Origin of the sequence: Arthrobacter sp. LAR12-1-1.1, from assembly GCF_040676555.1 — a bacterium.
Lineage (GTDB): Bacteria > Actinomycetota > Actinomycetes > Actinomycetales > Micrococcaceae > Arthrobacter.
The window spans coordinates 370,331-393,522 of record NZ_JBEGIG010000012.1 but is presented as its reverse complement, the minus strand read 5'-3'; the positions used below and the strand labels follow the sequence as shown (position 1 = coordinate 393,522).

Below are 23,192 nucleotides of genomic sequence, written 5' to 3'. Positions count from 1 at the left end.
CCCGCCGGGCAGCCTGCGCGGCGCGGCGCGTTCCGGGCTCACAGGGCACGCTTCCTTGGTCCGGGCACCTGGGCGTCGGATTCGCGCAGGTACAGGGGGGTGGAGTCCAGGAGCTGTTCCCCCGCTGCGAGCCGGGCGAGCGCGAACTGGCCCAGCGAGAGGGCCTCCGGCTGCCGGGTGCTGAATTCGGTGACCGCCTTGACGACGTCGGAGTAGATTCCGGCCCCGGCACCGTAGACGGGCAGGTCCGGCAGATCCGCGGCGAATCCCACGTGCGGCCCGTCCGCCAGGTGCGGCAGCTGGGCATCGGAGAGGGTATACCGGGCCCAGTACACTTCCTTGCGGCGCGCATCGGTGGCGACAATGAACTCCGCGGCCGAGTCGGTGGATTCGGCTACTTCCAGGGCGATCGCGTCCAGGCTCATGACGCCGTACAGCGGCTTGCCCCAGACAAAGGCGAGGGTGCGGGCGGTGACGATCCCGGAACGCAGTCCCGTGAACGGTCCGGGGCCGACGCCGGTGACGATTGCGTCGACGTCGCGGCCGCTGACGCCGGCCTCGGCCAGGAGCTCGTCGATCCCCGGGGCCAGGACCTCCGCGTGGGTGCGCGTGTCTGCGGTGGCGAAGCTGGCGAGCACGGATTCCGGCGCGTCATCGGAGACCAGCGCGGCGCTGGCGACGGCCGAGGTGTCGATGGCGAGGATCAGCATCAGGAGTTCCGTTCCGGGGTCTGGGGCGTGGTCTCGGGCACGGGCTCGGTGGCGGGCCCGGGTGCGGTGGCGGGCCCGGGTGCGGTGACGGGTCCGGGTGCGGTGACGGGCACGGGTGCGGTGGCGGGCCCGGATCCGCTGGCGGGCACGGGCTCGACGACGCCGGGCAGCGCCGGCGCTTCGGCCCAGCGCGGGCCGAAGCCGCGGATCACCACGGACCGCGGCTCGTCGTCGTCGTCCGTGTCGAAATCCAGCACGCCGGGATCGGCAGCGGAATCGGCCGCCGCGCGCGGTGCCCCGGCGGGCTGGGCCACGGCGGGCATGCCCGCGGCGCCTATGCCCGCGGCGCCCCCGCGCGGCCGGTGGAGTTCCACCTCAAGCCGGCTGTCGCTCAGGTGCTCAACCCGGCCGCGGCCCCATTCGACCACCGTCACGGCGCTGTCCATGGTGTTTTCGAGATCGATGTCATCGATTTCGGCGGCCGACTCCAGCCGGTAGGCGTCCACATGCACCAGGTCCGGCCCGCCCGGCCGGGGTCCTCCGGGCAGATTGGGGTGGATCCGCACCAGGACAAAGGTCGGCGAAATGATGCCTGCCCGCACGCCCAGTCCTTCCCCCAGCCCCTGCGTGAAGGTGGTCTTGCCCGCACCCAGTTCGCCGGTCAGGACCAGCAGGTCGCCCGTTTCCAGCACGGCGCCGAGGGCCGCGGCGAGCGCGTGCGTCTGCGCCGCCGTCCGGACCTCAAGGCTCCGTTCCCACGCGGGCCCGCTCACGGCCGCTCTTCGCCGGCGGAGGGTTCTTCGTTGAGGTAGCGGCGCGGCACCCGGGGGCTGATCCTGGTGACGATCTCGTAGTTGTTGGTGCCGGCAGCCCTGGCCCAGTCATCGGCCGTGGGTCCGCCGTCGGCGCCGTCGCCGAACAGCACCGCCTCGGCCCCGAGGATGCTCGGGCCTCCGGCCGCCACATGGCGGGGGCCGAGGTCGATCACCATCTGGTCCATCGCGATGCGCCCTACGACCGGATAGTTCACGCCCTCGACCCGGACCGGACCGCCGGTGGCAATGCGCGGCACGCCGTCGGCGTAGCCCAGCGGGATGAGCCCGAGGGTGCTGACGCCGTCCGTGCGGTAATTCAGGCCGTAGGAAACGCCCTGCCCGGCGGGCACGTCCTTGCAGTGCGAAACCACAGTGCGGACCGTCATGGCCGGGCGCAGACCGAGCTCGGCCGGGGTTTGTCCTTCGAACGGGGACAGCCCGTACAGGCCCAGGCCCACGCGGACCAGGTCAAAGTGGGTGTCCGGCCGGGAGAGGGCGGCCGGGGTGTTGGCCAGGTGGCGGACCTCGGGGTCCACGCCGGCGTCCTGGGCAACTGCGAGGACCTGACGGAACGCGGCGAGCTGCTCGTCGGTTTCGGGCCGTTCGGGTTCGTCGGCGACGGCCAGATGGGAGAAGATCCCCACGACCCGGAGCAGGCCCTGGTCCTGGTGTTCCATGGCTTCACCCACCAGGCTGTCCCAGGCGTCGAGGGTGGCGCCGTTGCGGCCGAGCCCGGTGTCGACCTTCAGATGAACGCGGGCGGGCCGTTCCTGTTCGCGGGCGGCGGCCACGATCCGGTCCAGTTCCCAGCCCGAGCAGCCGATGTCGATTCCGGCGGCCACTGCGGCGGCGAAGTTGCTGTCCGGGGTGTGCAGCCAGGCCAGCAGCGGCGCCTCGATCCCGGCGGCGCGCAGGGCGAGGGCCTCGGAGATGTGGGCCACGCCCAGCCAACTGGCCCCCGCACCGAGGGCCGCCCGGGCCACCTGGACGGCACCGTGCCCGTAGGCGTCGGCCTTGACCACGGCCATGACCTGCGCGGGTGAGGCCACGGCTGCGAGGCGGCGGACGTTGTGCCGGATGGCGTCGAGGTCGATTACGGCCGAGCGCTCCTCAGCGTGGGCCGGCACTGCCGCCGATCCGGGCAGGAGATCGCCTGTTGCTGCTTGGTAAGTCACTTAACGATTCTAGGCGCGGCGCCGCGGGCCAAATAATCGGAGGCCCCGGCCACCACTGGACATGCCCTTCCTCCCCGCGGGACATGCCCATTCTTCACGCCCACGAATGCGCACAACGGGAACAGGCCCACGCCTCGGCCCCAGCAGAGGACATGCCCACAGGTGGCAGCAACCCGGACCGGCACCCACCGCGGGACATGCCCATTCTTCACGCCCACGAATGCACAACGGCTACAGAGCGCTCTCTCGTGAGCGTCGCAACACCTACCTGAACGTGGTGTTGATTGTGGGACGTTCACGGCGAACGAACGATTGCGTGACTGGCTGAATTAAGATTCGCAGGGCTTGCAGCGCCCCTTTGTGCTGCATCGCTGGTTTGGTGGACAGCGTTCAGCCGATCCGCTCGGCCAGGGACACGATAATCCCCTCAGGACCGCGCACGTAGGCCATGCGCCAGATGTGCTCGTACTGGCCGATGCCGCCGACCAGCCCGTAGCCGTCCGCGGCCAGCCGGTCGACGGTCCCCTGGAGGTCGTCGACCTCGAAGGCCACGTTGCGCAGCCCCAACTCATTGGCCATCGCCGCGGGCGATCCGGGCTGGTGGTCGGGCCGGACAAAGCTCGAGAGCTCCACCCGGGTACCTCCGTCGGGCGGCCGCAGCATGACGATCTCGGTGCGGGAGTCGGGGATGCCGATGACCGTGTCGAGGAACTCGCCCTCCACGAACATCCGCGTGCCCTCGACCTCGAGACCCAGCCCGACGAAGAACGCCGTCACCGCGTTGAGATCGGCAACAGTGATACCGACATGATCGAAACGTCGTACATGTGACATGAGGTCCATCCTCCGGTGCTCATCTTCTCGATCCGTCCGAAGGGACGGAGCCGACGGAGATTCCCAACACAACCATCGGCGAAATCCTTCCGGCGCCCTGATTGAACAATCCGAAGGATTGGCAGACTGCCCCTTCTCCGACAAGCACCGCGCTGCGGGCCTGAGTCCCCCGCGCCGGCGCGGGACTCAGGCCCGCAGCGGTCGCGGCGTCGCCCAAGACGCGGCGGTGAGCCCGGTCAGTACTCGCCCTTAATCACGAAGTAAGAGCCGCGGATAACGCCCGCCAGCTTCGACTTCTGGCGAGCGAACTTGAAGCGGGAGGCCAGTTCCTCCGGAATCTCCATGCCCTCGGCGAGTTTGAATCCGACCGCTCGCTTCCCGCCTTCCTCGATGCTGTACATGACGTTGATCGACAGCCCCGACTCGTAGAACACATAAGCCATCCGCAAACCGTCCACTTCGAAGGCGGTCGCTTCGAGCGGGCGGGAGCCGATGACGATGTCCCGCTCGTCCCTGAGGATGCGGCTCACCCTGTCGACCACCTCCGGAACCTCGCCTGCAGGGCTCACTGTGAAGGCGTGGTCATACTTGTTCCGGTAATAGCGGCCCTCGTTGGCGCGCAACCCGGCAAGTGCCTCGGCGACCGGAGACGATTCCAAGCCGACAGTAGAAACGTTCTCGAAGTCAACGATGTACGGCATGCGGGCCTCCTGGTCAGATGTGCTGGGACCAATCTAACGCGACGACGTGCTGCCCGGACGTCAGAACGCACGTGCGTAGCGCGCCGATCCCCGTGACGGCCGACGCGGATAGGCGCAAAGCTGGGTTCCGGTCCAGCAGCCGGTGAAGGGGCCCTATAAGCACACGATTCGGATCGTTAGAAACGTCCGATGTTGAGGCGGATCCGTGAGTGGGCACCGGCATCCGCGGGACCGCCGAGATCTTTGCGCGGCACGATGGCATCGGCGAGGATGAATGTGATCGCCCGTGCTGTGAAGAAGGAGTCGACGCGATGACCAAGTATCTGATCTCGTTTCCGAGTGCCGCCATGGTCTTTCCTGACGAAGACCTGCAGGCCGTTTCGGATGCGGCGCATGCGGTCGTTCAGGAGGCGAAGGACGCCGGCGTCTGGGTGTTCGGCGGCGGCATCGATGAGAGCATCCCGCCCGTCATGGTCGACGGCGATGGGACGGTGAGCGAGGGCACCTACCCGCAGACGACACAGCTCGAAGGCGGCTACTCGGTGCTGGAGCTGCCCTCGTACGATGCGGCCTTGGAGTGGGCCGCGAAGATCGCGGTCGCCTGCCGTTGCGCGCAGGAAGTGCGCGCTTTCCAATACGACCCCGCCAGCTAGGTCTCGGCCGGGTCTCCTCGTCGCTGGACTCGCGGTCGACATATTCGCGATCGCACGGATTTGTCGCGCTCGACGACCCACGAATGCGCACAACGGGCACGGGTCCACGCATTGGCTTGAACGGAGGACATGTCCATTGGCAACAGGAAGGCTCAGGAGGACATGTCCAGTGGTAACCCAGAGGCAACAGCAACGGCCCCGCCCAGGCGCCCCCGGCCCGTCTACGCGTCGGACAGGTGGGCGATGGTCGCCGTCGCCCGCCGCTGCGCCTCGGGCGGGACATCGCGCACGATCTCTTCCAGGAAGCGGTAGCGGCGAAGCCATTGGCTGCCCTGCCGTTCCTTCCGGGCGTTGGCCCGCTGCCACCAGTCGGCAATGTCCCCCCAGCCGGGTGCGGCAAGTGAGCCGCCAACCTCCTGGACGGCCAGGGCGGCGCACAGATTGGCGAAGCGGAGCCGGTCTCCCAGCGGCCAGCGGGCCAGGGAACCGACAATGAATGCCGCACCGAAGCAGTCACCGGCACCGGTGGGATCGTAGGCCCGGACAGGCAGGGACGGGACCCACTCTTCCTCCCCCGTTTCCGAATCCACGGCCATGGACCCCTGGGCGCCGAGGGTGACCACCGCCACCGGAACCCTCTCTGCGAGCGAGTACAGCGCGGACCAGGGGTCGTCGCGGCCGGTGAAGTTCATAGCCTCATGCTGGTTCGGCATGAAGGCGTGGAAGTACTTCAGGTTGTCCAGCCGGGTCGAGGACCACGCGCCGGTGGGGTCCCAGCCGACATCGCCAAACAGCAGGACGCCGTTCTTGTGCGCGTCGACAGCCCACGGTTCGAGTTCCTCCCCCAGCTCCGCAACGGCTGCGAGCGCCGGCGGCGGGCATCCGACCAGCTCGGTGGAGGTCACCGGTGCCGGGTGCCCGTGCGTCACCATGGACCGGTCCTTCTCCACGCTCAAGGACACCGTGACGGGCGAATGCCAGCCCGGCACACGCCGCGACAGGGACAGGTCCACATGTTCCTGGGCGGCGAGGATCTTCCAGTTGTAGTCGCCGTAGCCGTCATCGCCGAACGCGGCGGCAAGACCGGTCCGCAGTCCCAGCCGGGACGCGGCGATCGCCTGGTTGGCGACACCCCCGGGGCAGCTGCCCATCCCGTCGCTCCAGATTTCCGTTCCGGGCTGCGGCGCGTGGGGCAGCCCGGTGAAGATAATGTCCTGGAACACCGTCCCGGTCAGGAGCAGGTCGAACCCGTCCGCGGCCGGGCTGCGGACGGCAGAGAGCGGATCAAAGCGCCGCGCCGGGGTCGCGTCCATATACGGCACACTACGCTGTACCGCCGTCGAGGGAAACCGCAGGAACCGGGGCCCTGGCCTGCGGGGAATAGACTGTCCGCATGCGGCTCACGATCGCCGGCGGGGGCGGGTTCCGGGTCCCCCTGGTTTACCGGGCGCTCTCTACCGGCCCTTTCGCGGGGCTGGTGCGGGAGCTGGTGCTCTACGACGTCGATCCCGCCAGGCTGGCGGCCATCGAGGCGGTCCTGGCCTCCCTGGCCCAGCAGGGTCCGCCGGGTTCCGGCCCTCAGGTCCGTGCCGTGTCCTCGCTCCCCGAGGCCCTCGACGGCGCAGACATGGTCTTCGCCGCCATCCGGCCCGGCGGCACGGCCGGGCGGACCGCCGACGAGCGGATCGCCCTGGACCTCGGACTCCTGGGCCAGGAAACCACAGGCCCCGGCGGCATCTCTTACGCTCTGCGGTCCATTCCGCCGATGCTGCGGCTCGCGGAGGAAATGCGGAGCCGCTGCCCCGCGGCGTGGCTGCTCAATTTCACCAACCCCGCCGGCATGGTCACCGAGGCCCTGGCCCCGGTGCTCGGGCCCAAGGTGATCGGAATTTGCGACTCCGCCAGCGGCCTGGTGCACCGCGCGGCGCGGGCTGCCGGCGTCGCCCTGCCGGAAGGAACGCTCGACGGCGTGGGCTACTACGGCCTGAACCACCTCGGCTGGCTATACCGGCTGGAGGACGGAGGCCGGGACGCCCTCCCGGAGCTGCTCGCGGACCCTGCAGCGCTGTCAGGATTCGAGGAAGGCCGGTTGTTCCCGCCCGGGTTGCTGGCCGAGCTCGGCTGCCTGCCGAACGAATACCTCTTCTACTACTACGACACCGCTCGAGCGGTGGCCGGCATGCGCGCAGCAGAGCAGACCCGAGGGGAATCCATCGCCCGGCAGCAGGCCGAGCTCTATCCCCGGCTGGCTGCCGCCGGACCGGATGCTTTTGCACTTTGGGACGCCGCCCGGCTCTCACGCGAGGAAGGCTATCTCGCTGAAGCCCGCGCCTCCGGGGAACGCCGTGACGAGACCGACCTCGCGGGCGGCGGCTACGAGCGGGTGGCCCTGGCGGCCATGCGCGCCCTCTCCGGAGGCGGCGCGGCGGACCTGATCCTCAACACGCGCAACACTGTCAACGCCGCCGGGTCCGCGGCACCGGAAGCGGGCGCCGCCGGGTCAGCGGCGCAGGCGGTGCCGGCGGTGCCGGGATTGCCGGCCGACGCCGTCGTCGAAGTTCCGTGCACGGTGACGCCCGACGGCGCTGTGCCGGTCCCGCAGGATCGTCCCGCACCGGCACAACTGGAGCTGATGCGGCGCGTCAAGGAAGTCGAACGGCTCGTGGTGGAGGCGGCGACGGCCGGACGGCGGGAGGCAGCCCTCGCCGCGTTCGCCAGGCATCCGCTGGTGGATTCGGAGGTCCTCGCCGGCAAACTGCTGGCCGGTTATGAAGCCGCGTTCCCGGAGCTGGGCCGTCTCTGGCACGGCGGCCAGTAACGGCCCGGGGCAGGAACGCTCGCGGCCAGTAACGACCCGCGGCGGTAACGATCCGCGGCCAGCGGGCCAGAACCCCTACAGCTTTCGGTACATCACATGCAGGCCCACATAGCCCAGTTCCGGGTGGTTGAACGCCTCGGGAATGGTCGCGAGCACTTCGAAACCCATGGATTTCCAGGCGGCAACGGCCCGGACATTGCTCTCCACCACGGCGTTGAACTGCATGGCCCGGAAGCCGGCGTCGCGCGCGGCCTCGAGCGAATAGGCGCAGAGGGCCCGGGCCAGTCCGCGGCCGGCCTGGGCGGGATGGACCATGTAGCCCGCGTTGGCGACATGGCTGCCGCCGCCGCCCTGGTTGGGGTGCAGCTCGCCGGTGCCAAGGATGGCACCCGCAGCCCGGTCACTGTCGCTGTCGCCGGGCCCGTCGGCGACAGCGACGAACGTCTGGCCCGGCGCCTGCTTGAACCAGCGCCCGCGGGCCTCGTCCTCGGCGGTGTCCCGGTCCCAGGTAAAAGTCTCCCCGGCCCGGATGACAGGTTCCAGAATCGCCCAGATCCCCGGCCAGTCCTCCGCGCGGGCCTCCCGGATTGTCCAGCCGGCTGCACGTTCAGGTTCTGTCGTTGCGCTCACAGCGGCCACGTTAGCAGTAAGCCCCGGTCCGGGAACGGACCCGTGGCGCGATCCGGGAACGGAGCCGTGAACCAGCCGGCACTTCAGGAGTAATGTTTTATCGACATGCAGTCTGCAGAGGAAAGGGGAACCGTGTCGCTGATCCGCCGCGTCGCTTTCCTCTCCCTGCACACCTCGCCCATGGAGCAGCCCGGCTCAGGCGACGCCGGCGGAATGAACGTGTACGTCCGGGCACTGGCCGCGGCCCTGGCCGAGACCGGCGTGGAAGTGGAGATCTTCACCCGATCCACCTCGGCCACGCAGCCCGCCGTCGAACACCCGTCCCCGGGCGTGTGCGTACACAACGTCCTCGCTGGCCCGCCACGGAAGCTGCCCAAGGAGGAGCTCCCAGAGCTGCTGCACAGCATGGTCGCCGAGATCGACCGGATCCGCCAGCTCCAGCCGCACGGCCGGTATGACGTCATCCATTCCCACTACTGGGTGTCCGGGGTGGCCGGGCTGGAGCTCGCAGAGCTGTGGCGGCTGCCTCTCGTCCACACCATGCACACGATGGCGAAGGTCAAGAACCAGCTCCTCGAGTCCGGCGAGCAGCCCGAACCGCGGCGGCGTGAGGACGGCGAGCACCGGATTGTCGACGGCGCAACCCGGCTGATCGCCAATACCGGCACCGAAGCGGCCGAGCTGGTCTCGCACTATAACGCCGACATCGACCGCATCGACGTCGCGCCGCCGGGGGTGGACCTGGCGGTCTTCACGCCGTCCTTCAGGAACCGCGCCCGGGCCCAGCACGGCGTCGCCCCGGGCAAGTTCCATCTGCTCTTCGCGGGCCGGATCCAGCGGCTCAAGGGCCCGCAGATCCTGATCAAGGCGGCCGCGCTCCTGCGTTCCCGGCGTCCGGACATCGACCTGCAGCTGACCATCCTGGGGGCCGTCAGCGGCGCCAAGGACTTCAATCTCAAGGCGCTGATCACCGCCGCCGGAATGGACGACGTCGCCACCCACCATCCGCCGGTGAACGCCCCGGAGCTGGCTGGCTGGTACCGGTCGGCCGACGTCGTGGTGATGCCCTCCTACAGCGAATCCTTCGGTCTGGTGGCCTTGGAGGCGCAGGCCTGCGGGACGCCCGTCCTCGCCACGAAAGTGGGCGGCCTCTCCCGCGCCGTCCAGGACGGCCGGACGGGAATGCTGATCGAGGGCCACAAGGCCAGCGACTGGGCGGACGCCCTCGAAGAGCTCTTCGACGACCCCCAAACGCGCACCGACATGGGGCACACCGCGGCGCTCCACGCGGAGGATTTCGGCTGGCAGCACACCGCCGCCATCACGCTGGACAGCTACCACACCGCCGTGAGCCAATATTTTGGAAGCCTGACCATCCCGGTGGGCCACACGCCCTGAACCGGATCCGCCCCGCCCCCGCCCGGCAACACCGGACCGGGACCAACCCGCCGACGCCACGAGCCGAAGGACAACGATGTCTGAGACCACCACTGCCGGGAACAACGTACCCAGCGACCTGGAGATTGCCCAGCGGGCTGTCATGAAGCCGATCGGGGAGATTGCGGCGGCCGCCGGCATCAACCCGGACGCGCTGGAACTGTACGGACCCTACAAGGCCAAGATCGATCCGGCGAAGCTGACCGTTCCGGCAGGCGCCCCCATGCGGGCCCCCGGCAAGGTGGTGCTGGTCTCCGCGATGTCGCCCACCCCCGCCGGCGAGGGCAAGTCCACCACCACGGTGGGGCTCGCTGATTCCCTGGCCCGTGCCGGGCACCGCGTGATGATCGCGCTGCGCGAACCCTCGCTCGGCCCCATCCTGGGCATGAAGGGCGGCGCCACCGGCGGCGGCTACTCCCAGGTGCTGCCGATGGACCAGATCAACCTGCACTTCACCGGCGACTTCCACGCCATCACCTCGGCGAACAACGCCCTCATGGCCCTCGTGGACAACCACATCTTCCAGGGCAACGAGCTCAACATCGATCCGCGCCGGATGACGTTCAAGCGGGTCCTGGACATGAACGACCGGTCCCTCCGGGAGGTGGTGATCGGCCTGGGCGGGCCGGCCCAGGGCACCCCGCGGCAGGACGGCTTTGACATCACGGTGGCATCGGAGATCATGGCCGTGTTCTGCCTCGCCACGGACCTGAACGATTTGCGCGAACGGCTGGGCCGGATCACGTTCGGCTACACCTACGACCGGCAGCCCGTCACGGTGGCCGACCTCGGCGTCCAGGGCGCCCTGACCATGCTGCTCAAAGACGCGATCAAGCCGAACCTCGTACAGACCATCGCCGGCACCCCGGCGCTGGTGCACGGCGGGCCCTTCGCCAACATCGCCCACGGCTGCAACTCCCTGATCGCCACGCAGACGGCCCGCAGCCTCGCGGACATCGTGGTCACCGAGGCCGGCTTCGGCGCGGACCTCGGTGCCGAAAAGTACATGGACATCAAGTCGCGGATGGCCGACGTCGCCCCGTCCGCCGTCGTCCTCGTGGCCACCGTCCGGGCGCTCAAGATGCACGGCGGCGTGCCGAAAGACCGGCTCACGGAGCCCAACGTGGGGGCGCTGGCCGCCGGCGTCGCCAATCTCCAGCGCCACATCCGCAACGTCGAGAAGTTCGGCATCATCCCGGTTGTGGCGGTCAACAAATTCGCCACGGACACCGCCGAGGAGCTGGACTGGCTGCTTCAGTGGTGCGCCGCGGAGGGGGTCCAGGCTGCGGTGGCCGATGTCTGGGGCCGCGGCGGTGGCGGCGACGGCGGGGACGAGCTCGCGGCGAAGGTTGCGGCCGCGATCGACACCCCGCACAGCTTCCGGCACCTGTACCCGCTGGACATGTCCGTCGAGGACAAGATCCGGACCATTGTGCAGGAGGTCTACGGCGCCGACGGCGTGGACTTCTCGGTGCCCGCGCTCAAACGGCTGGCGGAGATCGAGAAGAACGGCTGGTCCGGGATGCCCGTGTGCATGGCGAAGACCCAGTACTCCTTCAGCGACGACGCCGCCCGGCTCGGCGCCCCCAAGGGCTTCACCATCCACGTCCGGGACCTGATCCCTAAGACCGGCGCGGGCTTTATCGTGGCCCTCACCGGCGCGGTCATGACCATGCCCGGCCTGCCCAAGGTTCCCGCAGCGATGCGGATGGACGTGGACGACGCCGGCAACCCCGTCGGCCTCTTCTAACTCCCGCCCCCGCCCCCTGTCCCCTCCCGTTGCGCTATCACTTTTGGTTGCCATTCCGGTCCTTTGACCGCTCCAAGTGATAGCGCAACCAGGGGCCTGTGGATAACCGGAGCGGGGACCATGCGTTCGGACAAGAATGGTCCGCATGCACCCACCAGCACCCCTGCCGGCTCACCTTTCCGCGGCCCCGTTCACGGTCTACGAGGCGCGGGCTGCGAGCCTGGGCAGTGCCCGGCTCCGTTCCTCCGACCTCGCCTCGGCGGGCCGGCTGATCCATGTGCCTGTGGGCTGGGAGTTTGAAATCCGGAGCCTGGCCCGTGCCCTGTCGGCCGCGACGCCGGGCGCGTGGATTTCGCACCTCACGGCCGCCGTGCTGCTGGGGCTGTGGCTCCCGACGTGGTATCGCGGCTGCCGCGAACTGCATCTCAGCAAGCGCCGGACCCTGCCGCCGGTCCGGCGAGAGGGCGTGGTGGGGCATACCGTCCTCGCGTTCGACGACGAGCTCATGGTCCTGGACGGAATCCGGATGTCAACACCTGCCCGGACCTGGCTGGACCTAGCCCGTATCCTGCCGCTGGACGATCTCGTGGCGATGGGCGACCAGCTCGTGCGGCGGCCCCGCCCTGGACTGGAGAGCCGCACGGAGCCATGGACCACCCTTCCCGAGCTGAACACAATGTTGAAGCGCCACCCAAAGCTGAAGGGAATCGTGAAAGCGCGCGAGGCGACGGCACTGATCCGGCCCGGTGCCGACTCGGCCCCCGAGACATTCCTGCGCCTAGCGCTGACCGCAGCGGGGTTGCCGGAGCCGGAGTTGCAGCTCCGGATTGTGCCGGAAGACCCCTACTCCCCCGCCGCGGACCTCGGCTACCGCGCGCAGCGGGTGGCCATCCAGTACGACGGCGGCCACCACCTGACACGCGAGCAGCAGTCCCGGGACAACCGACGCGACGAATCGTTCAACGCGGCCGGCTGGCGCTATTTCAAATTCAACGCCGACGATCTGGCAGATGACTTCCGCGGCGCGGCCCAAAGAGTCCGGTCCGCCCTTCGTCCCCGTTAAACGCCGGTTGCCCTATCACTTACAGCGGCCAAACCAGAGGTTTAGGGACCGTAAGTGATAGGGCAACCGGGGAGAGGAGAGGCGGTTAGCGCTCCAGGTCGCCGCGGATGAAGGCCTCGACCTTTTCACGGGCGAGGTCGTCGTTGAACTGCTCCGGCGGGGACTTCATGAAGTAGCTCGACGCCGACACCAGCGGGCCGCCGATGCCGCGGTCCAGGCCGATCTTGGCGGCGCGGATGGCGTCGATGATTACGCCGGCGGAGTTGGGCGAGTCCCAGACTTCGAGCTTGTATTCGAGGGACACCGGGGCATCGCCGAAGTTGCGGCCCTCGAGGCGGACGAACGCCCATTTCCGGTCATCGAGCCACTGGACGTAGTCTGACGGGCCGATGTGGACGTCCTTGGCGGCGAGCTCGGCCTCGACGTTGGAGGTCACGGCCTGGGTCTTGGAAATCTTCTTGGACTCCAGGCGGTCGCGCTCGAGCATGTTCTTGAAGTCCATGTTGCCGCCGACGTTCAGCTGGTACGTGCGGTCCAGGGTGACGCCGCGGTCCTCGAACAGCTTGGCCATGACGCGGTGCGTGATGGTGGCACCGATCTGGCTCTTGATGTCATCGCCCACGATCGGCACGCCCGCCGCGGTGAACTTGTCCGCCCACTCCTTGGTGCCGGCCAGGAACACCGGCAGGGCGTTGACGAATGCCACACCGGCATCGATCGCGCACTGGGCGTAGAACTCGGCGGCCTGCTGGGAGCCGACCGGCAGGTAGCAGACCATGACGTCAACCTTGGCGTCCTTAAGGGCCTGGACGACGTCGACCGGCTCCTCCGGGGACTGCTCGATGGTCTCGAGGTAGTACTTGCCAAGGCCGTCCAGGGTGTGGCCGCGCTGGACGGTGACACCGGTCGGCGGGACGTCGGCGATCTTGATGGTGTTGTTTTCGCTGGCCAGAATGGCGGCGGACAGGTCCTGGCCCACCTTCTTGCCGTCGACGTCGAACGCGGCAACGAACTCGACGTCGCCGACGTGGTACTGGCCGAACTCCACGTGCATCAGGCCCGGAATCGTGGCCTTGGGGTCGGCGTCTTTGTAGTACTGGACGCCCTGGACCAGCGAAGTGGCGCAGTTACCTACGCCGACGATTGCAACACGAATCGGATGTGAAGACACGGAACTCCTTTTGAGAACAAGGGTGACCGGCGCGGCCGCACTCTGTTGTGCGGCGGCGGCAGGCGGACACGGCGCCGTGAGGCGCCCTTAGTAGTCTAGTCAACACTGCCGGGGCCGCGGTTGTTCCCCGGCGGCCCCGGCTCTTGTGTTAAGTCCGGGTTAAGTGCGGGTCCTGGCTACTTCTGGGCCCACAGGTTGATGTCGGATTCGACGGCGAACTCATCGATCGCGTCGACCTCGTCGGCCGTGAAGCCCAGGTTGTTGATCGCAGACAGGGTGTCCTCGAGCTGCCGGACGCTGGAGGCGCCGACCAGTGCGGACGTGACGGAGGAGCCCTTGCCCTGCTCGCGCAGGATCCAGGCGATGGCCATCTGCGCGAGGGACTGTCCGCGGCTCTCGGCGATCCGGTTGAGCCCGCGTACGCGGTCCAGGTTGTCCTCGGTGATCATGGATTCGTCCAGGGACTTGTCCTGGGCGGCGCGGGAGTCGGCCGGAATGCCCTTGAGGTAGCGGTCCGTGAGCATGCCCTGCGCCAGCGGCGAGAACGCGATGGATCCGGCGCCCACCTGCTCCAGCGCCTCGTAGAGGTTGGGGCTGCCGTTCTCGGTCCAGCGGTTGAGCATGGAGTAGCTGGGCTGGTGGATCAGCAGCGGCGTGCCGAGTTCCTTGAGGATCCGGGCCGCCTCGAGGGTCTGTTCCGGGGTGTAGGACGAGATGCCGGCGTACAGCGCCTTGCCGGAGCGCACGGCCTGGTCCAGGGCTCCCATGGTCTCTTCCATCGGCGTCTCGGGGTCGGGGCGGTGGCTGTAGAAGATGTCCACGTAGTCCAGGCCCATCCGGCCCAGCGACTGGTCCAGGCTGGCCAGCAGGTACTTGCGGGAGCCAAAGTTGCCGTAGGGGCCCGGCCACATGTCGTAGCCGGCCTTGGTGGAGATGATCAGTTCGTCGCGGTACGGGGCGAAGTCGTCCTTGAAGTGACGGCCAAAGTTGGTCTCGGCGCTGCCGTAGGGCGGGCCGTAGTTGTTGGCGAGGTCGAAGTGGGTGACGCCCAGGTCGAAGGCGCGGCGCAGGATGGCGCGCTGGATCTCGAACGGCTTGTCGTCGCCGAAGTTATGCCACAGGCCCAGCGAGATGGCCGGGAGGTTCAGGCCGCTGCGCCCCACGCGGCGGTAGGGCATGGAGTCGTAGCGGGTATCAGATGCCAAATATGTCATACGTCATATCCTGCCTTAGTTGGTGAGAATCGCGGCGCTGTGACCGGGGAGCTCGAGCCGGTTGGCGGACGGCTCACCGGTGGGGACCGGCTCCGCGCCGGTAGTCAGGTGCAGCCGGACGGCGTCGTCCGTGGCCAGGGCGAGAGTGGCGCCGCGGACCGGGAGCCGCCGCTCCCCGGCGGAAAAGTTCATCGCCACCTCGGTGCGGCCGCGGCGCAGCAGCAGCCAGCCCTCGTCCTCGCTGACGTCGACGACGGTGTCCTCGAAGCCGGGTTCCGTCAGGTCCGGCGTGCTGCGGCGCAGCGCGATCAGCGCCCGGTACAGCTCCAGGAGGCGGGCGTGGTCCCCTCCGGAGGCCTCGGCCCAGTCGAGCTTGGACCGGGTGAAGGTCGCCGGGTCCTGCGGATCGGGCACGACGGCGGGGTCCCAGCCCATGCGCTCGAACTCCCTGATCCGGCCCTCGGCCGTCGCCCTGCCCAGCTCCGGTTCCGGGTGGGAGGTGAAGAACTGCCACGGGGTGGTGGCCCCGTATTCCTCGCCCATGAACAGCATGGGCGTGAACGGCGCGGTCAGGGTGGCGACGGCGGCGAGCGCGAGCTGCCCGTAGCCCAGGGACTGCGACAGCCTGTCCCCGGTGGCCCGGTTGCCGATCTGGTCGTGGTTCTGGCTGCACACCACCAGCGCGGCGGGGTGGACCTGGGCCGGGTTGATGGGCCGGCCGTGGTGGCGGGCGCGGAAGCTGGAGTAGCTGCCGTCGTGGAAGAACCCGCGCTCCAGGACCTTGGCGAGGGCCCCGAGCGAGTCGAAGTCGGCGTAGTAGCCGGTGGTTTCGCCGCTGACGTTGACGTGGACGGCGTGGTGGAAGTCATCGCTCCACTGCCCGGCCAGCCCGTAGCCGTTGGTGTCCCGCGGGTAGAGCAGGCGCGGGTTGTTTAGGTCCGATTCGGCGATCATGGTCGCCGGGCGGCCCGTTTCCGCCGAGACGGCGTCCGCGAGGGCGCCGAAGTCTTCCAGCAGGTGCACGGCGCGCTCGTCCTTGAAGGCGTGCACGGCGTCCAGCCGCAGGCCGTCCACGTGGTAGTCCCGCAGCCACATGGCGGCGTTGTCCAGGATGTAGCGGCGCACCTCGTCCGACTCCGGTCCGTCCAGGTTGACGGAGTCGCCCCAGGTGTTGCCCTCCCCCGATTTCAGGTAGGGCCCGAACCGCGGAAGGTAGTTGCCGCTGGGGCCGAGGTGATTGTAGACCACGTCCTGGATGACGCCAAGGCCGGCGGCGTGGGCGGCATCGACGAAGCGCTGGTATGCGGCGGGCCCGCCGTAGCCTTCGTGGACGGCGTACCAGAGGACGCCGTCGTATCCCCAGTTGTGCGTGCCGTTGAACCCGTTGACCGGCAGCAGCTCCACGAAGTCGATGCCCAGCTCCGCCAGGTACTGCAGCTTCCCTGCCGCGGCGTCCAGGGTTCCCTCCGGCGTGAAGGTGCCCACGTGGAGTTCGTAGATGACGGCGCCCTTGAGCTCCCGTCCCGCCCACTGGCCGTCAGCCCACTGGTGGCGTCCCTCGTCGAACGTGCGGGAGAGGGCGTGGACGCCCGCGGGCTGGCGCCGGGACCGCGGGTCCGGCAGCGGGGTGGGGTCCCCGTCCACCAGGTAGCCGTAGTCCGCCTCCCCGGAGGCGGGCGCCCCGGGGGCAGTCCACCAGCCGGGCGCCTCCCCGCCGCGGCGGGTCATGTCATACTTCCGGCCGTCAGCGAGGAGCGTGACCGCCTGCGCTTCGGGAGCCCAGAGATCGAAGCGGTCGTTTCCGTGTGCAGGCAAGGTCATGGCATTCTTCCGTTCCCCAAATGTCGGTACGTCAAGGACTGCTTAGGCGGTGGGCACCAGAAGGGCCACCGGATAGTCCCGCAGGATCTCCCCCACGGCTACGGTGCCCGGACCGTGCGTGGAGCCGGTCAGTTCATCGGACATGGCCGCGGCCAGCACTACGGTCGTGTCCTGCCATCCGCCGCGCTGCTCCAGGCCGCGGGGCAGCCGGGTGGCGAGCGTCAGCGCGCCCGGGGCTGAGGGGGTTCCGCGGTCAAAGGCGAGCACGTGCGCGGCGGCGCTGCCCGTGGCCGGGACCGGCGTGTACCCGGTGAACAGCTCCGGCCGGTCCCGCCGCAGGCGCAGGGCCCGCGAGGTGACGAGGAGTTTCGCTGCCTCGTCCAGGAACGACGCCGGACGCTCACCGGCGTCGAGCGCGGCGAGGGCGCGCCGTCGGGCGCCGAAGTCGAACGGCCGCCGGTTGTCCGGGTCGGTCAGCGAGCGGTCCCAGAATTCGGTGCCCTGGTAAACGTCCGGCACGCCGGGCATGGTGAGCTGCACGAGCTTGGCGCCGAGTGAGTTGACGGCCCCGTATGGCTCCAGCAGAGCCACGAGGGACTCGAGCTCTGCCGTCACCTCCGGGGTGTCGAAGGCGGCGTCGACGGCGGATGAAAGTTTCGCCTCGAAAGCCTCGTCCGGATCGATCCAGTTGGTCGAGTTCCCGGCCTCCCGGGCGGCTTTTTGTGCATAGGACTGCAGCCGGTCGCGGTCCGCGGGCCAGGCGCCCGCGATGGCCTGCCACAGCAGGTTGGCCAGCGGTCCGTCCGGCAGGGGCGCCAGCTTCTGCAGCCGCTGCAGGGAGGCCTGCCATTCCGGCGCGAGCTCCGCGAGGACCGAGATCCGGGCGCGGGTGTCCTCGCTGCGCTTGGTGTCGTGGGTGCTGAGGGTCGTCATGGACAATGGCAGACCGGCCTGGCGGCGGGCCATCCGGGTGTGGAATTCCTCCGGCGCCACGGCAAACTCGGTGGGATCGGCGCCGACTTCAGTCAGGGTGCCCAGCCGGGTGTAGCGGAAGAACGCGGTGTCTTCCACGCCCTTGGCCATGACCATCCCGGAGGTCTGCTGGAAGCGGATGCCCAGTTCGGCCTCCGCGTCGAGCAGGAGCGGCAGGAGCACGCCGACGGCGCCTTCGAGTTCGGGGCGGCGGCGGACAGCGAGTTCGCAGGCTTCCTTGAGGACGTCTGCACCCTCCGGCAGGTAGCTGCGGTAGACCGGGAACGCGGCGATGATCTCAGACAGCGCGTCCGCCGCGGCGCCCTCAGCCAGCCCTGCCCCGGCCGGGACCAGCCGTGCCAGGCGAAGCATTTCCGAGTGCAGGATTCCGTCCGTGATCCGTCGTTTGGTGCCGCGGATCATGTCGTCGTAATCTGCCGCGCCGCCGCGCAGTTCGGCGTCGAGCGCGTCGAGCGAGCCCTGGCCGGCGGCGTCGACGAACACCCTGTCCACGTCCGCGAGCGCGTCGTAGCCGGTGGTGCCCTCGCACTCGAAGCCGGCGGGCAGGGTCTCACCCGGTTCCAGGATCTTCTCGATGAGCAGGTAACTGCCGCCCGTGACCTCGCGCAGCCGGTGCAGGTATCCCTCCGGATCGGCGAGGCCGTCCGGGTGGTCGATCCGTAGCCCGTCGACGAGTTCTTCCCGGAACCACCGCACAACCTCTGCGTGGGCTTCATCGAAGACCTCGGGAAGCTCCACCCGGATTCCGGCCAGGCTGTTGACGGCAAAGAACCGGCGGTAGTTCAGGTCCGTGTCCGCCCGGCGCCAGCCGATCAGCTCGTAGTGCTGCCGGTCGTGGACCTCACGGGGGTCATCGGCAGTGGAGTCACCGGCGGTATATGTGCCCTCTGCAAGCGGAAAGCGGTGGTCGTAGTAGCGCAGTTCCCCGTCACGGATCTCAAGCGCGTCCACGTCCGTGTCTGCGCCCAGCACGGGGATCCGCACGCGGCCGCCGCCGAAGTCCCAGTCGACGTCGAACGCCTGCGCGTAGCGGGACTGCCGCCCCTCCTTCAGGAGCGACCACCACCACGGATTCTGGACCGGGGAAGCGACGCCGACATGGTTGGGCACGATGTCAACGAGCACGCCCATGCCGGCTTCCCGCGCGGCCGTCGACACCGCCAGCAGGCCTTCCGCGCCGCCCCGGTCCGGATCAATGACAGAGGGATCGGTGACGTCGTAACCGTGGTCCGAACCCCGCTCCGCCGTCAGGATCGGCGAAAGATAGATCCAGTCCACGCCCAGCGACTTCAGGTACGGAACGGTCTGCGCGGCGTCCTGCAGCGTAAAGCCGGGACGGATCTGCAGCCGGTACGTCGAAACGGGGGTCCTCATGAGGCGGGGCCCTTTTTGGACCGCGGCTTCTTGCCAGCCTTGGCCGGGGCGCGTTTGCCCGGGGCGCGCTTCGCCGGAGCGGGCTCAGGCTCAGTCTGAGGCTCAGCCGCAGGGGCTGCCTCCGCAGGGGCTGCCTCCGCGGGAGCCTCCTCCGCCGGAGCCTCCTCCGCCGGCTCGGCCGGAGCGGCAGGAACCTCGGTAACCTTGGCAACCTGCTCAGCCGGCGCAGCGGTGACCGCTTCCGCGGGAGCTTCGGCCCGGGCCGCCAGGGAGGCTGCGGCGGAGTAGTCCACCTCCACCTCCGGGCCCGAGTAGGCGCGCAGCACCACGAGGGACTTTGCCGCCAGCTTCAGGACACTCCCGGCCTTGAGCGGCTGGCCGGTGTCCGCCGAGTCGGCGGTGTCCACGAGGAGATCCCAAAACGGCGTATATTCCTCGGCCGGGAGCAGGAAATCGACGCTGTCGTCATGGGCGTTGAACGCCAGCAGAAAACTGTCGTCGGTGATACGGCGTCCGCGCGAATCCTGTTCCTGGATGCCGTGGCCGTTATAGAACACGCCGATGGTCCGGCCGAATCCGCTGCCCCAGTCCTCCGGCAGCATTTCCTTGCCGTCGGTATTGAGCCAGACGATATCCGGCAGCTTCTCGCCCTCGCCGCGGCGTACCGGGCGGCCGTCGAAGAAGCGGCTGCGCCGGAAGGTGGGGTGGTCGCGGCGGATCTTGTTGACCACCGCTGTGAACTCCACGAGCGGCTGGTCTATGGCGTCCCAGTGCACCCAGCTGAGTTCGGAGTCCTGGCAGTACGTGTTGTTGTTGCCCTGCTGGGTGCGGCCCAGCTCGTCGCCGTGCAGCAGCATCGGAACGCCCTGCGAAAGCAGCAGGGTGGCAATGAAGTTCCGCTGCTGGCGGGCGCGCAGCGTCAGCACGGCGTCGTCCTCGGTATCGCCTTCCGCGCCGCAGTTCCAGGAGCGGTTGTGCGATTCGCCGTCGTTGTTGCCTTCACCGTTGGCGTCGTTGTGCTTCTCGTTGTAAGACACGAGGTCGCGCATGGTGAAGCCGTCGTGGGCGGTGACGAAGTTGATGGATGCCACCGGACGCCGGGCAGAGCTCTCGTAGAGGTCGGCCGATCCGGTCAGGCGCGAGGCGAATTCGCCGAGCGTGGACGGTTCGCCGCGCCAGAAGTCACGGACGGTGTCGCGGTACTTGCCGTTCCACTCGGTCCACTGCGGCGGGAAGTTGCCCACCTGGTAGCCGCCGGGACCCACGTCCCACGGCTCGGCAATCAGCTTGACCTGGGAGACGATCGGGTCCTGCTGGATCAGTTCGAAGAAGGTAGAGAGCTTGTCGACGTCGTAAAACTCCCGCGCCAGGGTGGAGGCGAGGTCGAAGCGGAACCCGTCCACGTGCATTTCCGTCACCCAGTAGCGCAGGGAATCCATGAGCAGTTGGAGGGAGTGCGGGTGCCGGACGTTCAGCGAGTTGCCGGTGCCGGTGTAGTCCATGTAGTGCTTCAGGTCATCGTCCACAAGCCGGTAGTAGGCGGCGTTGTCGATGCCCTTGAAGGAAAGGGTGGGGCCCAGGTGGTTGCCCTCGGCCGTGTGGTTGTAGACCACGTCCAGGATCACTTCCATGCCGGCCTTGTGCAGCTCGCGGACCATGGCCTTGAATTCCTGGACCTGGTGCCCGACGTCTCCGGAGGAGCTGTAGGTGTTCTGTGGGGCGAAGAAGCCGATGGTGTTGTAGCCCCAGTAGTTGTTGAGGCCCTTCTCCACGAGGGTGCCGTCGTTGACGAACTGGTGCACGGGCATCAGTTCCACAGCGGTAACGCCGAGTTTCTTGAGGTGCTCCACGACGGCGGGGTGTGACACGCCCGCGTAGGTGCCGCGCTGCTCCTCCGGGACCTCCGGGTGCAGCTCGGTCAGGCCCTTGACATGGGCTTCATAGATGACGGACTCGTGGTACGGGATGCGCAGCTGGCGGTCGCCGTCCCAGTCAAAGAACGGGTTGATGACCACGCCGTGCATGGTGTGCGGAGCTGAATCGGCGTCATTGCGGGACGCGGGGTCTCCGAAGTTATAGGAGAAGAGCGCGGGGTCCCAGTCGATCTGGCCCTGGATAGCTTTGGCATACGGGTCCATCAGCAGCTTGTTCGCATTGAACCGGTTGCCTTTGTCCGGCGCGTAGGGTCCGTGGACACGGTAGCCGTACTTCTGGCCGGGCTGGACCTGCGGCAGGTAGCAGTGCCAGACATAGCCGTCCACCTCGGTCAGTTCGATCCGGGTTTCGGACAGGTCGTCAGCCAGGAGGCACAGTTCCACACGCTCGGCGCGTTCGCTGAACAGGGCAAAGTTGGTGCCAGTGCCGTCAAAAGTGGCTCCCAGCGGGTAAGCCGTTCCGGGCCAGACTTCCATGTGTACTCCTCGTGCGTGACGAATTATTCTCTAGACAGACTACTTGTAAGTAGGGTTAGCATTTGTTCGGGCGCACTGAGCGCGGCCGTTTATTACAGTTCCCGCATCACCTCCGGAACGGCACCGGCGATGGCCGTTGCGGTCACCGGTCCCCCTTGGGAGGCCAGGACTCCGGCGCGGCCGTGGATGCTGGCTGCCATCGCCGCGATCGCCGCCCATCTGGCGTCGGGATCGATGTCGTGTCCACCGAAGCGCCCGACGTCGGCACCCACCTGGGCCAGCAGCCCACCGATAACTCCTGCCAGGACATCGCCGCTGCCTGCTGTGGCGAGCCAGGGCGTGCCCTCGGCCTGGCTGAAGAAGTCCTGGAAGGGGGAGGCTACGAGGGTCGTGGCGCCCTTGAGCAGCACCGTGGCTTCGGTCAGGCCCGCAGCCACCCGCACCGCGCTGAGCGTGGATGCTTCTACCGCGGAGCGCTCTGATGCGACCCCGAGGCGCTGAAGCAACGCCGACAGTTCGCCAGCGTGGGGTGTCAGGATCACTTGCGGGGCCAGCACGTCAGGCAGGGCGGGCAGCGCGCCGGCGTCGGCGATCGTCGGCAGGCCCGAGTCTGCGGCGTCGCGGGCGCGCTGCAACTGCTGCTCATTGGAGTCATCCAGCCCGCAGCCCACGAGCCAGGCCTGAACGTGCGTCTCGGCCACGGTGCCGTCGCTGCACACGACTTCGGGGCAGGCCTGCCGGACGAGGTCGGCGACGTCCGGCGGCCCAAGGTAACGCACCATGCCGACGCCGGCGGCCAGGGCACCCTTGCAGGCCAGCACGGCGGCGCCGGGATATGCGCCGGAGCCTGCGACCACCCCAAGCACCCCCCTGGAGTATTTGTGCGCCCGCCGCTCCGGGCGTGGCAGCAGTGCGGAAAGGTCTCCGGCCTCAAGCCGTCGCAGGGCCGGCCATGGCAGCGCTCCTTCGATGCCAATCGGAATGATCTGCACGCGGCCCGCGAAGTCGGCCCCGGGGTCTGCCAGCAGGCCTGCCTTGGCGGCACCAAAGGTCACCGTCATATCCGCGGTCAGCACCGGCGCGTGCGCCTCCCCGGTGTCCGCGTCGACGCCGCTGGGGATGTCGCAGGCCACCACGAGGGCCGGCCGGGACCGCTCCAGCGCCGCGACCAGTTCTGCGGCCGGTCCCCGCAGCCCACCCTGCGCTCCGGTCCCGAGGACCGCGTCGATCACGACGTCGGCGTCGCCGGCCATCGCGGCGAGTTCGGCCACGTTGTCCCCGGTGAGGGCCACGGCATGCCCGCCCGCTTTCCGGAACGCCGCCAGCCCGGCGTCGTGGGCCGCGCCGGCGGTGAGCACCGCCGTCGTCCGCATGCCGCGGCGGGCCAGCAGCGCTGCGGCGAAGAGCCCGTCCCCGCCGTTGTTGCCCTTGCCCGCCAGCACGGCCACGCTGGAGCCGTACAGCCGCTTCCCGCCCCCTTGCAGGCCGCTGATGACAGCGTTGGCGAGGCCGTAGGCGGCCCGCTGCATGAGAACAGCGCCCGCACCGGAGCCCAAGGTGTCGTCGAGAAATGGCTTCTCGGCGTCTCGTACCTGGGTTCCGGTGTAGGCGCTGATCATGGT

General features: G+C 68.7%; 18 protein-coding genes. 5 read left to right on the top strand and 13 right to left on the bottom strand.

Going from position 1 to position 23,192, the window contains the following annotated elements:
• Window positions 1-38: 38 nt before the first annotated feature.
• From tsaB to MRBLAR12_RS09915, 5 genes are all read right to left on the bottom strand, one after another.
• Complete coding sequence (gene tsaB, locus MRBLAR12_RS09935; protein WP_229994806.1) at window positions 39-710, bottom strand: tRNA (adenosine(37)-N6)-threonylcarbamoyltransferase complex dimerization subunit type 1 TsaB; 672 nt, start codon at window positions 708-710, stop codon at window positions 39-41.
• Window positions 710-1,483 carry a tRNA (adenosine(37)-N6)-threonylcarbamoyltransferase complex ATPase subunit type 1 TsaE gene (tsaE, locus tag MRBLAR12_RS09930; protein WP_414645484.1) on the bottom strand — a complete coding sequence of 258 codons (774 nt, stop codon included), beginning with the start codon at window positions 1,481-1,483 and terminating at the stop codon, window positions 710-712. Before tsaE ends, tsaB begins: the two co-directional genes overlap by 1 nt.
• Window positions 1,480-2,700: an alanine racemase gene (gene alr, locus MRBLAR12_RS09925; protein ID WP_364745612.1), complete on the bottom strand. Its 1,221-nt coding sequence runs from the start codon at window positions 2,698-2,700 to the stop codon at window positions 1,480-1,482. Before alr ends, tsaE begins: the two co-directional genes overlap by 4 nt.
• Before the next feature lie 390 nt (window positions 2,701-3,090).
• Complete coding sequence (locus tag MRBLAR12_RS09920) at window positions 3,091-3,534, bottom strand: VOC family protein (RefSeq protein ID WP_364745610.1); 444 nt, start codon at window positions 3,532-3,534, stop codon at window positions 3,091-3,093.
• A 236-nt stretch (window positions 3,535-3,770) separates the two neighbouring features.
• Window positions 3,771-4,235, bottom strand: coding sequence for a phage tail protein (locus tag MRBLAR12_RS09915; RefSeq protein ID WP_364745607.1), 465 nt, complete (start codon window positions 4,233-4,235; stop codon window positions 3,771-3,773).
• A 311-nt stretch (window positions 4,236-4,546) separates the two neighbouring features.
• Between MRBLAR12_RS09915 and MRBLAR12_RS09910 the strand changes: the two genes are divergently transcribed.
• Window positions 4,547-4,888: a YciI family protein gene (locus tag MRBLAR12_RS09910; RefSeq protein WP_364745987.1), complete on the top strand. Its 342-nt coding sequence runs from the start codon at window positions 4,547-4,549 to the stop codon at window positions 4,886-4,888.
• Window positions 4,889-5,109: 221 nt separating this feature from the next.
• Here the strand turns inward: MRBLAR12_RS09910 and MRBLAR12_RS09905 are convergent, their stop codons facing one another.
• Window positions 5,110-6,201, bottom strand: a complete 1,092-nt coding sequence (locus MRBLAR12_RS09905) for a carbohydrate kinase family protein (protein WP_229994812.1) — start codon at window positions 6,199-6,201, stop codon at window positions 5,110-5,112.
• Between the two features lie 80 nt (window positions 6,202-6,281).
• On the opposite strand from MRBLAR12_RS09905, the gene MRBLAR12_RS09900 reads away from it, so the two are divergent.
• Window positions 6,282-7,706 (top strand): 6-phospho-beta-glucosidase, encoded by a 1,425-nt coding sequence (locus tag MRBLAR12_RS09900; protein ID WP_364745604.1) that lies wholly within the window; start codon window positions 6,282-6,284, stop codon window positions 7,704-7,706.
• 75 nt (window positions 7,707-7,781) lie between these two features.
• On the opposite strand, the gene MRBLAR12_RS09895 is transcribed toward MRBLAR12_RS09900, so the two are convergent.
• The gene (locus MRBLAR12_RS09895; RefSeq protein WP_414645483.1) at window positions 7,782-8,345 is read right to left on the bottom strand and encodes a GNAT family N-acetyltransferase; all 564 of its coding nucleotides are present in this window, start codon (window positions 8,343-8,345) and stop codon (window positions 7,782-7,784) included.
• 123 nt (window positions 8,346-8,468) lie between these two features.
• Between MRBLAR12_RS09895 and mshA the strand changes: the two genes are divergently transcribed.
• The 3 genes from mshA (at window position 8,469) to MRBLAR12_RS09880 (ending at window position 12,586) form a co-directional block, all read left to right on the top strand.
• Window positions 8,469-9,734, top strand: a complete 1,266-nt coding sequence (gene mshA, locus MRBLAR12_RS09890) for a D-inositol-3-phosphate glycosyltransferase (RefSeq protein WP_364745985.1) — start codon at window positions 8,469-8,471, stop codon at window positions 9,732-9,734.
• A gap of 76 nt (window positions 9,735-9,810) precedes the next feature.
• Window positions 9,811-11,523, top strand: a complete 1,713-nt coding sequence (locus tag MRBLAR12_RS09885; protein WP_364745598.1) for a formate--tetrahydrofolate ligase — start codon at window positions 9,811-9,813, stop codon at window positions 11,521-11,523.
• Window positions 11,524-11,668: 145 nt separating this feature from the next.
• Entirely contained in the window at window positions 11,669-12,586 is a 918-nt protein-coding gene (locus tag MRBLAR12_RS09880; RefSeq protein ID WP_229992825.1) for a DUF559 domain-containing protein, read from the top strand.
• A gap of 85 nt (window positions 12,587-12,671) precedes the next feature.
• Here MRBLAR12_RS09880 and MRBLAR12_RS09875 read toward each other — a convergent pair whose 3' ends face one another.
• The 6 genes from MRBLAR12_RS09875 to MRBLAR12_RS09850 all read right to left on the bottom strand — a co-directional run bounded on the left by MRBLAR12_RS09875 (window position 12,672) and on the right by MRBLAR12_RS09850 (window position 23,189).
• On the bottom strand, window positions 12,672-13,757 hold the full coding sequence (locus MRBLAR12_RS09875; protein ID WP_090575433.1) for an inositol-3-phosphate synthase: 1,086 nt from the start codon (window positions 13,755-13,757) through the stop codon (window positions 12,672-12,674).
• Window positions 13,758-13,933: 176 nt separating this feature from the next.
• Window positions 13,934-14,971 carry an L-glyceraldehyde 3-phosphate reductase gene (gene mgrA / locus MRBLAR12_RS09870; protein ID WP_229992824.1) on the bottom strand — a complete coding sequence of 346 codons (1,038 nt, stop codon included), beginning with the start codon at window positions 14,969-14,971 and terminating at the stop codon, window positions 13,934-13,936.
• A 15-nt stretch (window positions 14,972-14,986) separates the two neighbouring features.
• Window positions 14,987-16,792, bottom strand: coding sequence for a malto-oligosyltrehalose trehalohydrolase (gene treZ, locus MRBLAR12_RS09865; RefSeq protein ID WP_364745593.1), 1,806 nt, complete (start codon window positions 16,790-16,792; stop codon window positions 14,987-14,989).
• Window positions 16,793-16,834: 42 nt separating this feature from the next.
• Entirely contained in the window at window positions 16,835-19,159 is a 2,325-nt protein-coding gene (gene treY / locus MRBLAR12_RS09860; protein WP_364745590.1) for a malto-oligosyltrehalose synthase, read from the bottom strand.
• The gene (gene glgX, locus MRBLAR12_RS09855; RefSeq protein ID WP_364745587.1) at window positions 19,156-21,570 is read right to left on the bottom strand and encodes a glycogen debranching protein GlgX; all 2,415 of its coding nucleotides are present in this window, start codon (window positions 21,568-21,570) and stop codon (window positions 19,156-19,158) included. Before glgX ends, treY begins: the two co-directional genes overlap by 4 nt.
• A gap of 92 nt (window positions 21,571-21,662) precedes the next feature.
• A complete protein-coding gene (locus MRBLAR12_RS09850) occupies window positions 21,663-23,189 on the bottom strand; it encodes an NAD(P)H-hydrate epimerase (protein ID WP_364745584.1) in 1,527 nt (508 codons plus the stop codon).
• Window positions 23,190-23,192: the final 3 nt, after the last annotated feature.

Excerpts from the sequence above, each read along its gene's own strand:
- MRBLAR12_RS09880 (WP_229992825.1), top strand. The coding sequence starts at position 11,669 with ATGCACCCACCAGCACCCCTGCCGGCTCACCTTTCCGCGGCCCCGTTC.
- MRBLAR12_RS09910 (WP_364745987.1), top strand. The coding sequence starts at position 4,547 with ATGACCAAGTATCTGATCTCGTTTCCGAGTGCCGCCATGGTCTTTCCT.
- MRBLAR12_RS09900 (WP_364745604.1), top strand. The coding sequence starts at position 6,282 with ATGCGGCTCACGATCGCCGGCGGGGGCGGGTTCCGGGTCCCCCTGGTT.
- treZ (WP_364745593.1), bottom strand. The coding sequence starts at position 16,792 with ATGACCTTGCCTGCACACGGAAACGACCGCTTCGATCTCTGGGCTCCC.
- treY (WP_364745590.1), bottom strand. The coding sequence starts at position 19,159 with ATGAGGACCCCCGTTTCGACGTACCGGCTGCAGATCCGTCCCGGCTTT.
- tsaB (WP_229994806.1), bottom strand. The coding sequence starts at position 710 with ATGCTGATCCTCGCCATCGACACCTCGGCCGTCGCCAGCGCCGCGCTG.
- MRBLAR12_RS09885 (WP_364745598.1), top strand. The coding sequence starts at position 9,811 with ATGTCTGAGACCACCACTGCCGGGAACAACGTACCCAGCGACCTGGAG.
- MRBLAR12_RS09920 (WP_364745610.1), bottom strand. The coding sequence starts at position 3,534 with ATGTCACATGTACGACGTTTCGATCATGTCGGTATCACTGTTGCCGAT.
- MRBLAR12_RS09915 (WP_364745607.1), bottom strand. The coding sequence starts at position 4,235 with ATGCCGTACATCGTTGACTTCGAGAACGTTTCTACTGTCGGCTTGGAA.
- glgX (WP_364745587.1), bottom strand. The coding sequence starts at position 21,570 with ATGGAAGTCTGGCCCGGAACGGCTTACCCGCTGGGAGCCACTTTTGAC.
- mgrA (WP_229992824.1), bottom strand. The coding sequence starts at position 14,971 with ATGACATATTTGGCATCTGATACCCGCTACGACTCCATGCCCTACCGC.
- MRBLAR12_RS09850 (WP_364745584.1), bottom strand. The coding sequence starts at position 23,189 with ATGATCAGCGCCTACACCGGAACCCAGGTACGAGACGCCGAGAAGCCA.
- MRBLAR12_RS09905 (WP_229994812.1), bottom strand. The coding sequence starts at position 6,201 with ATGGACGCGACCCCGGCGCGGCGCTTTGATCCGCTCTCTGCCGTCCGC.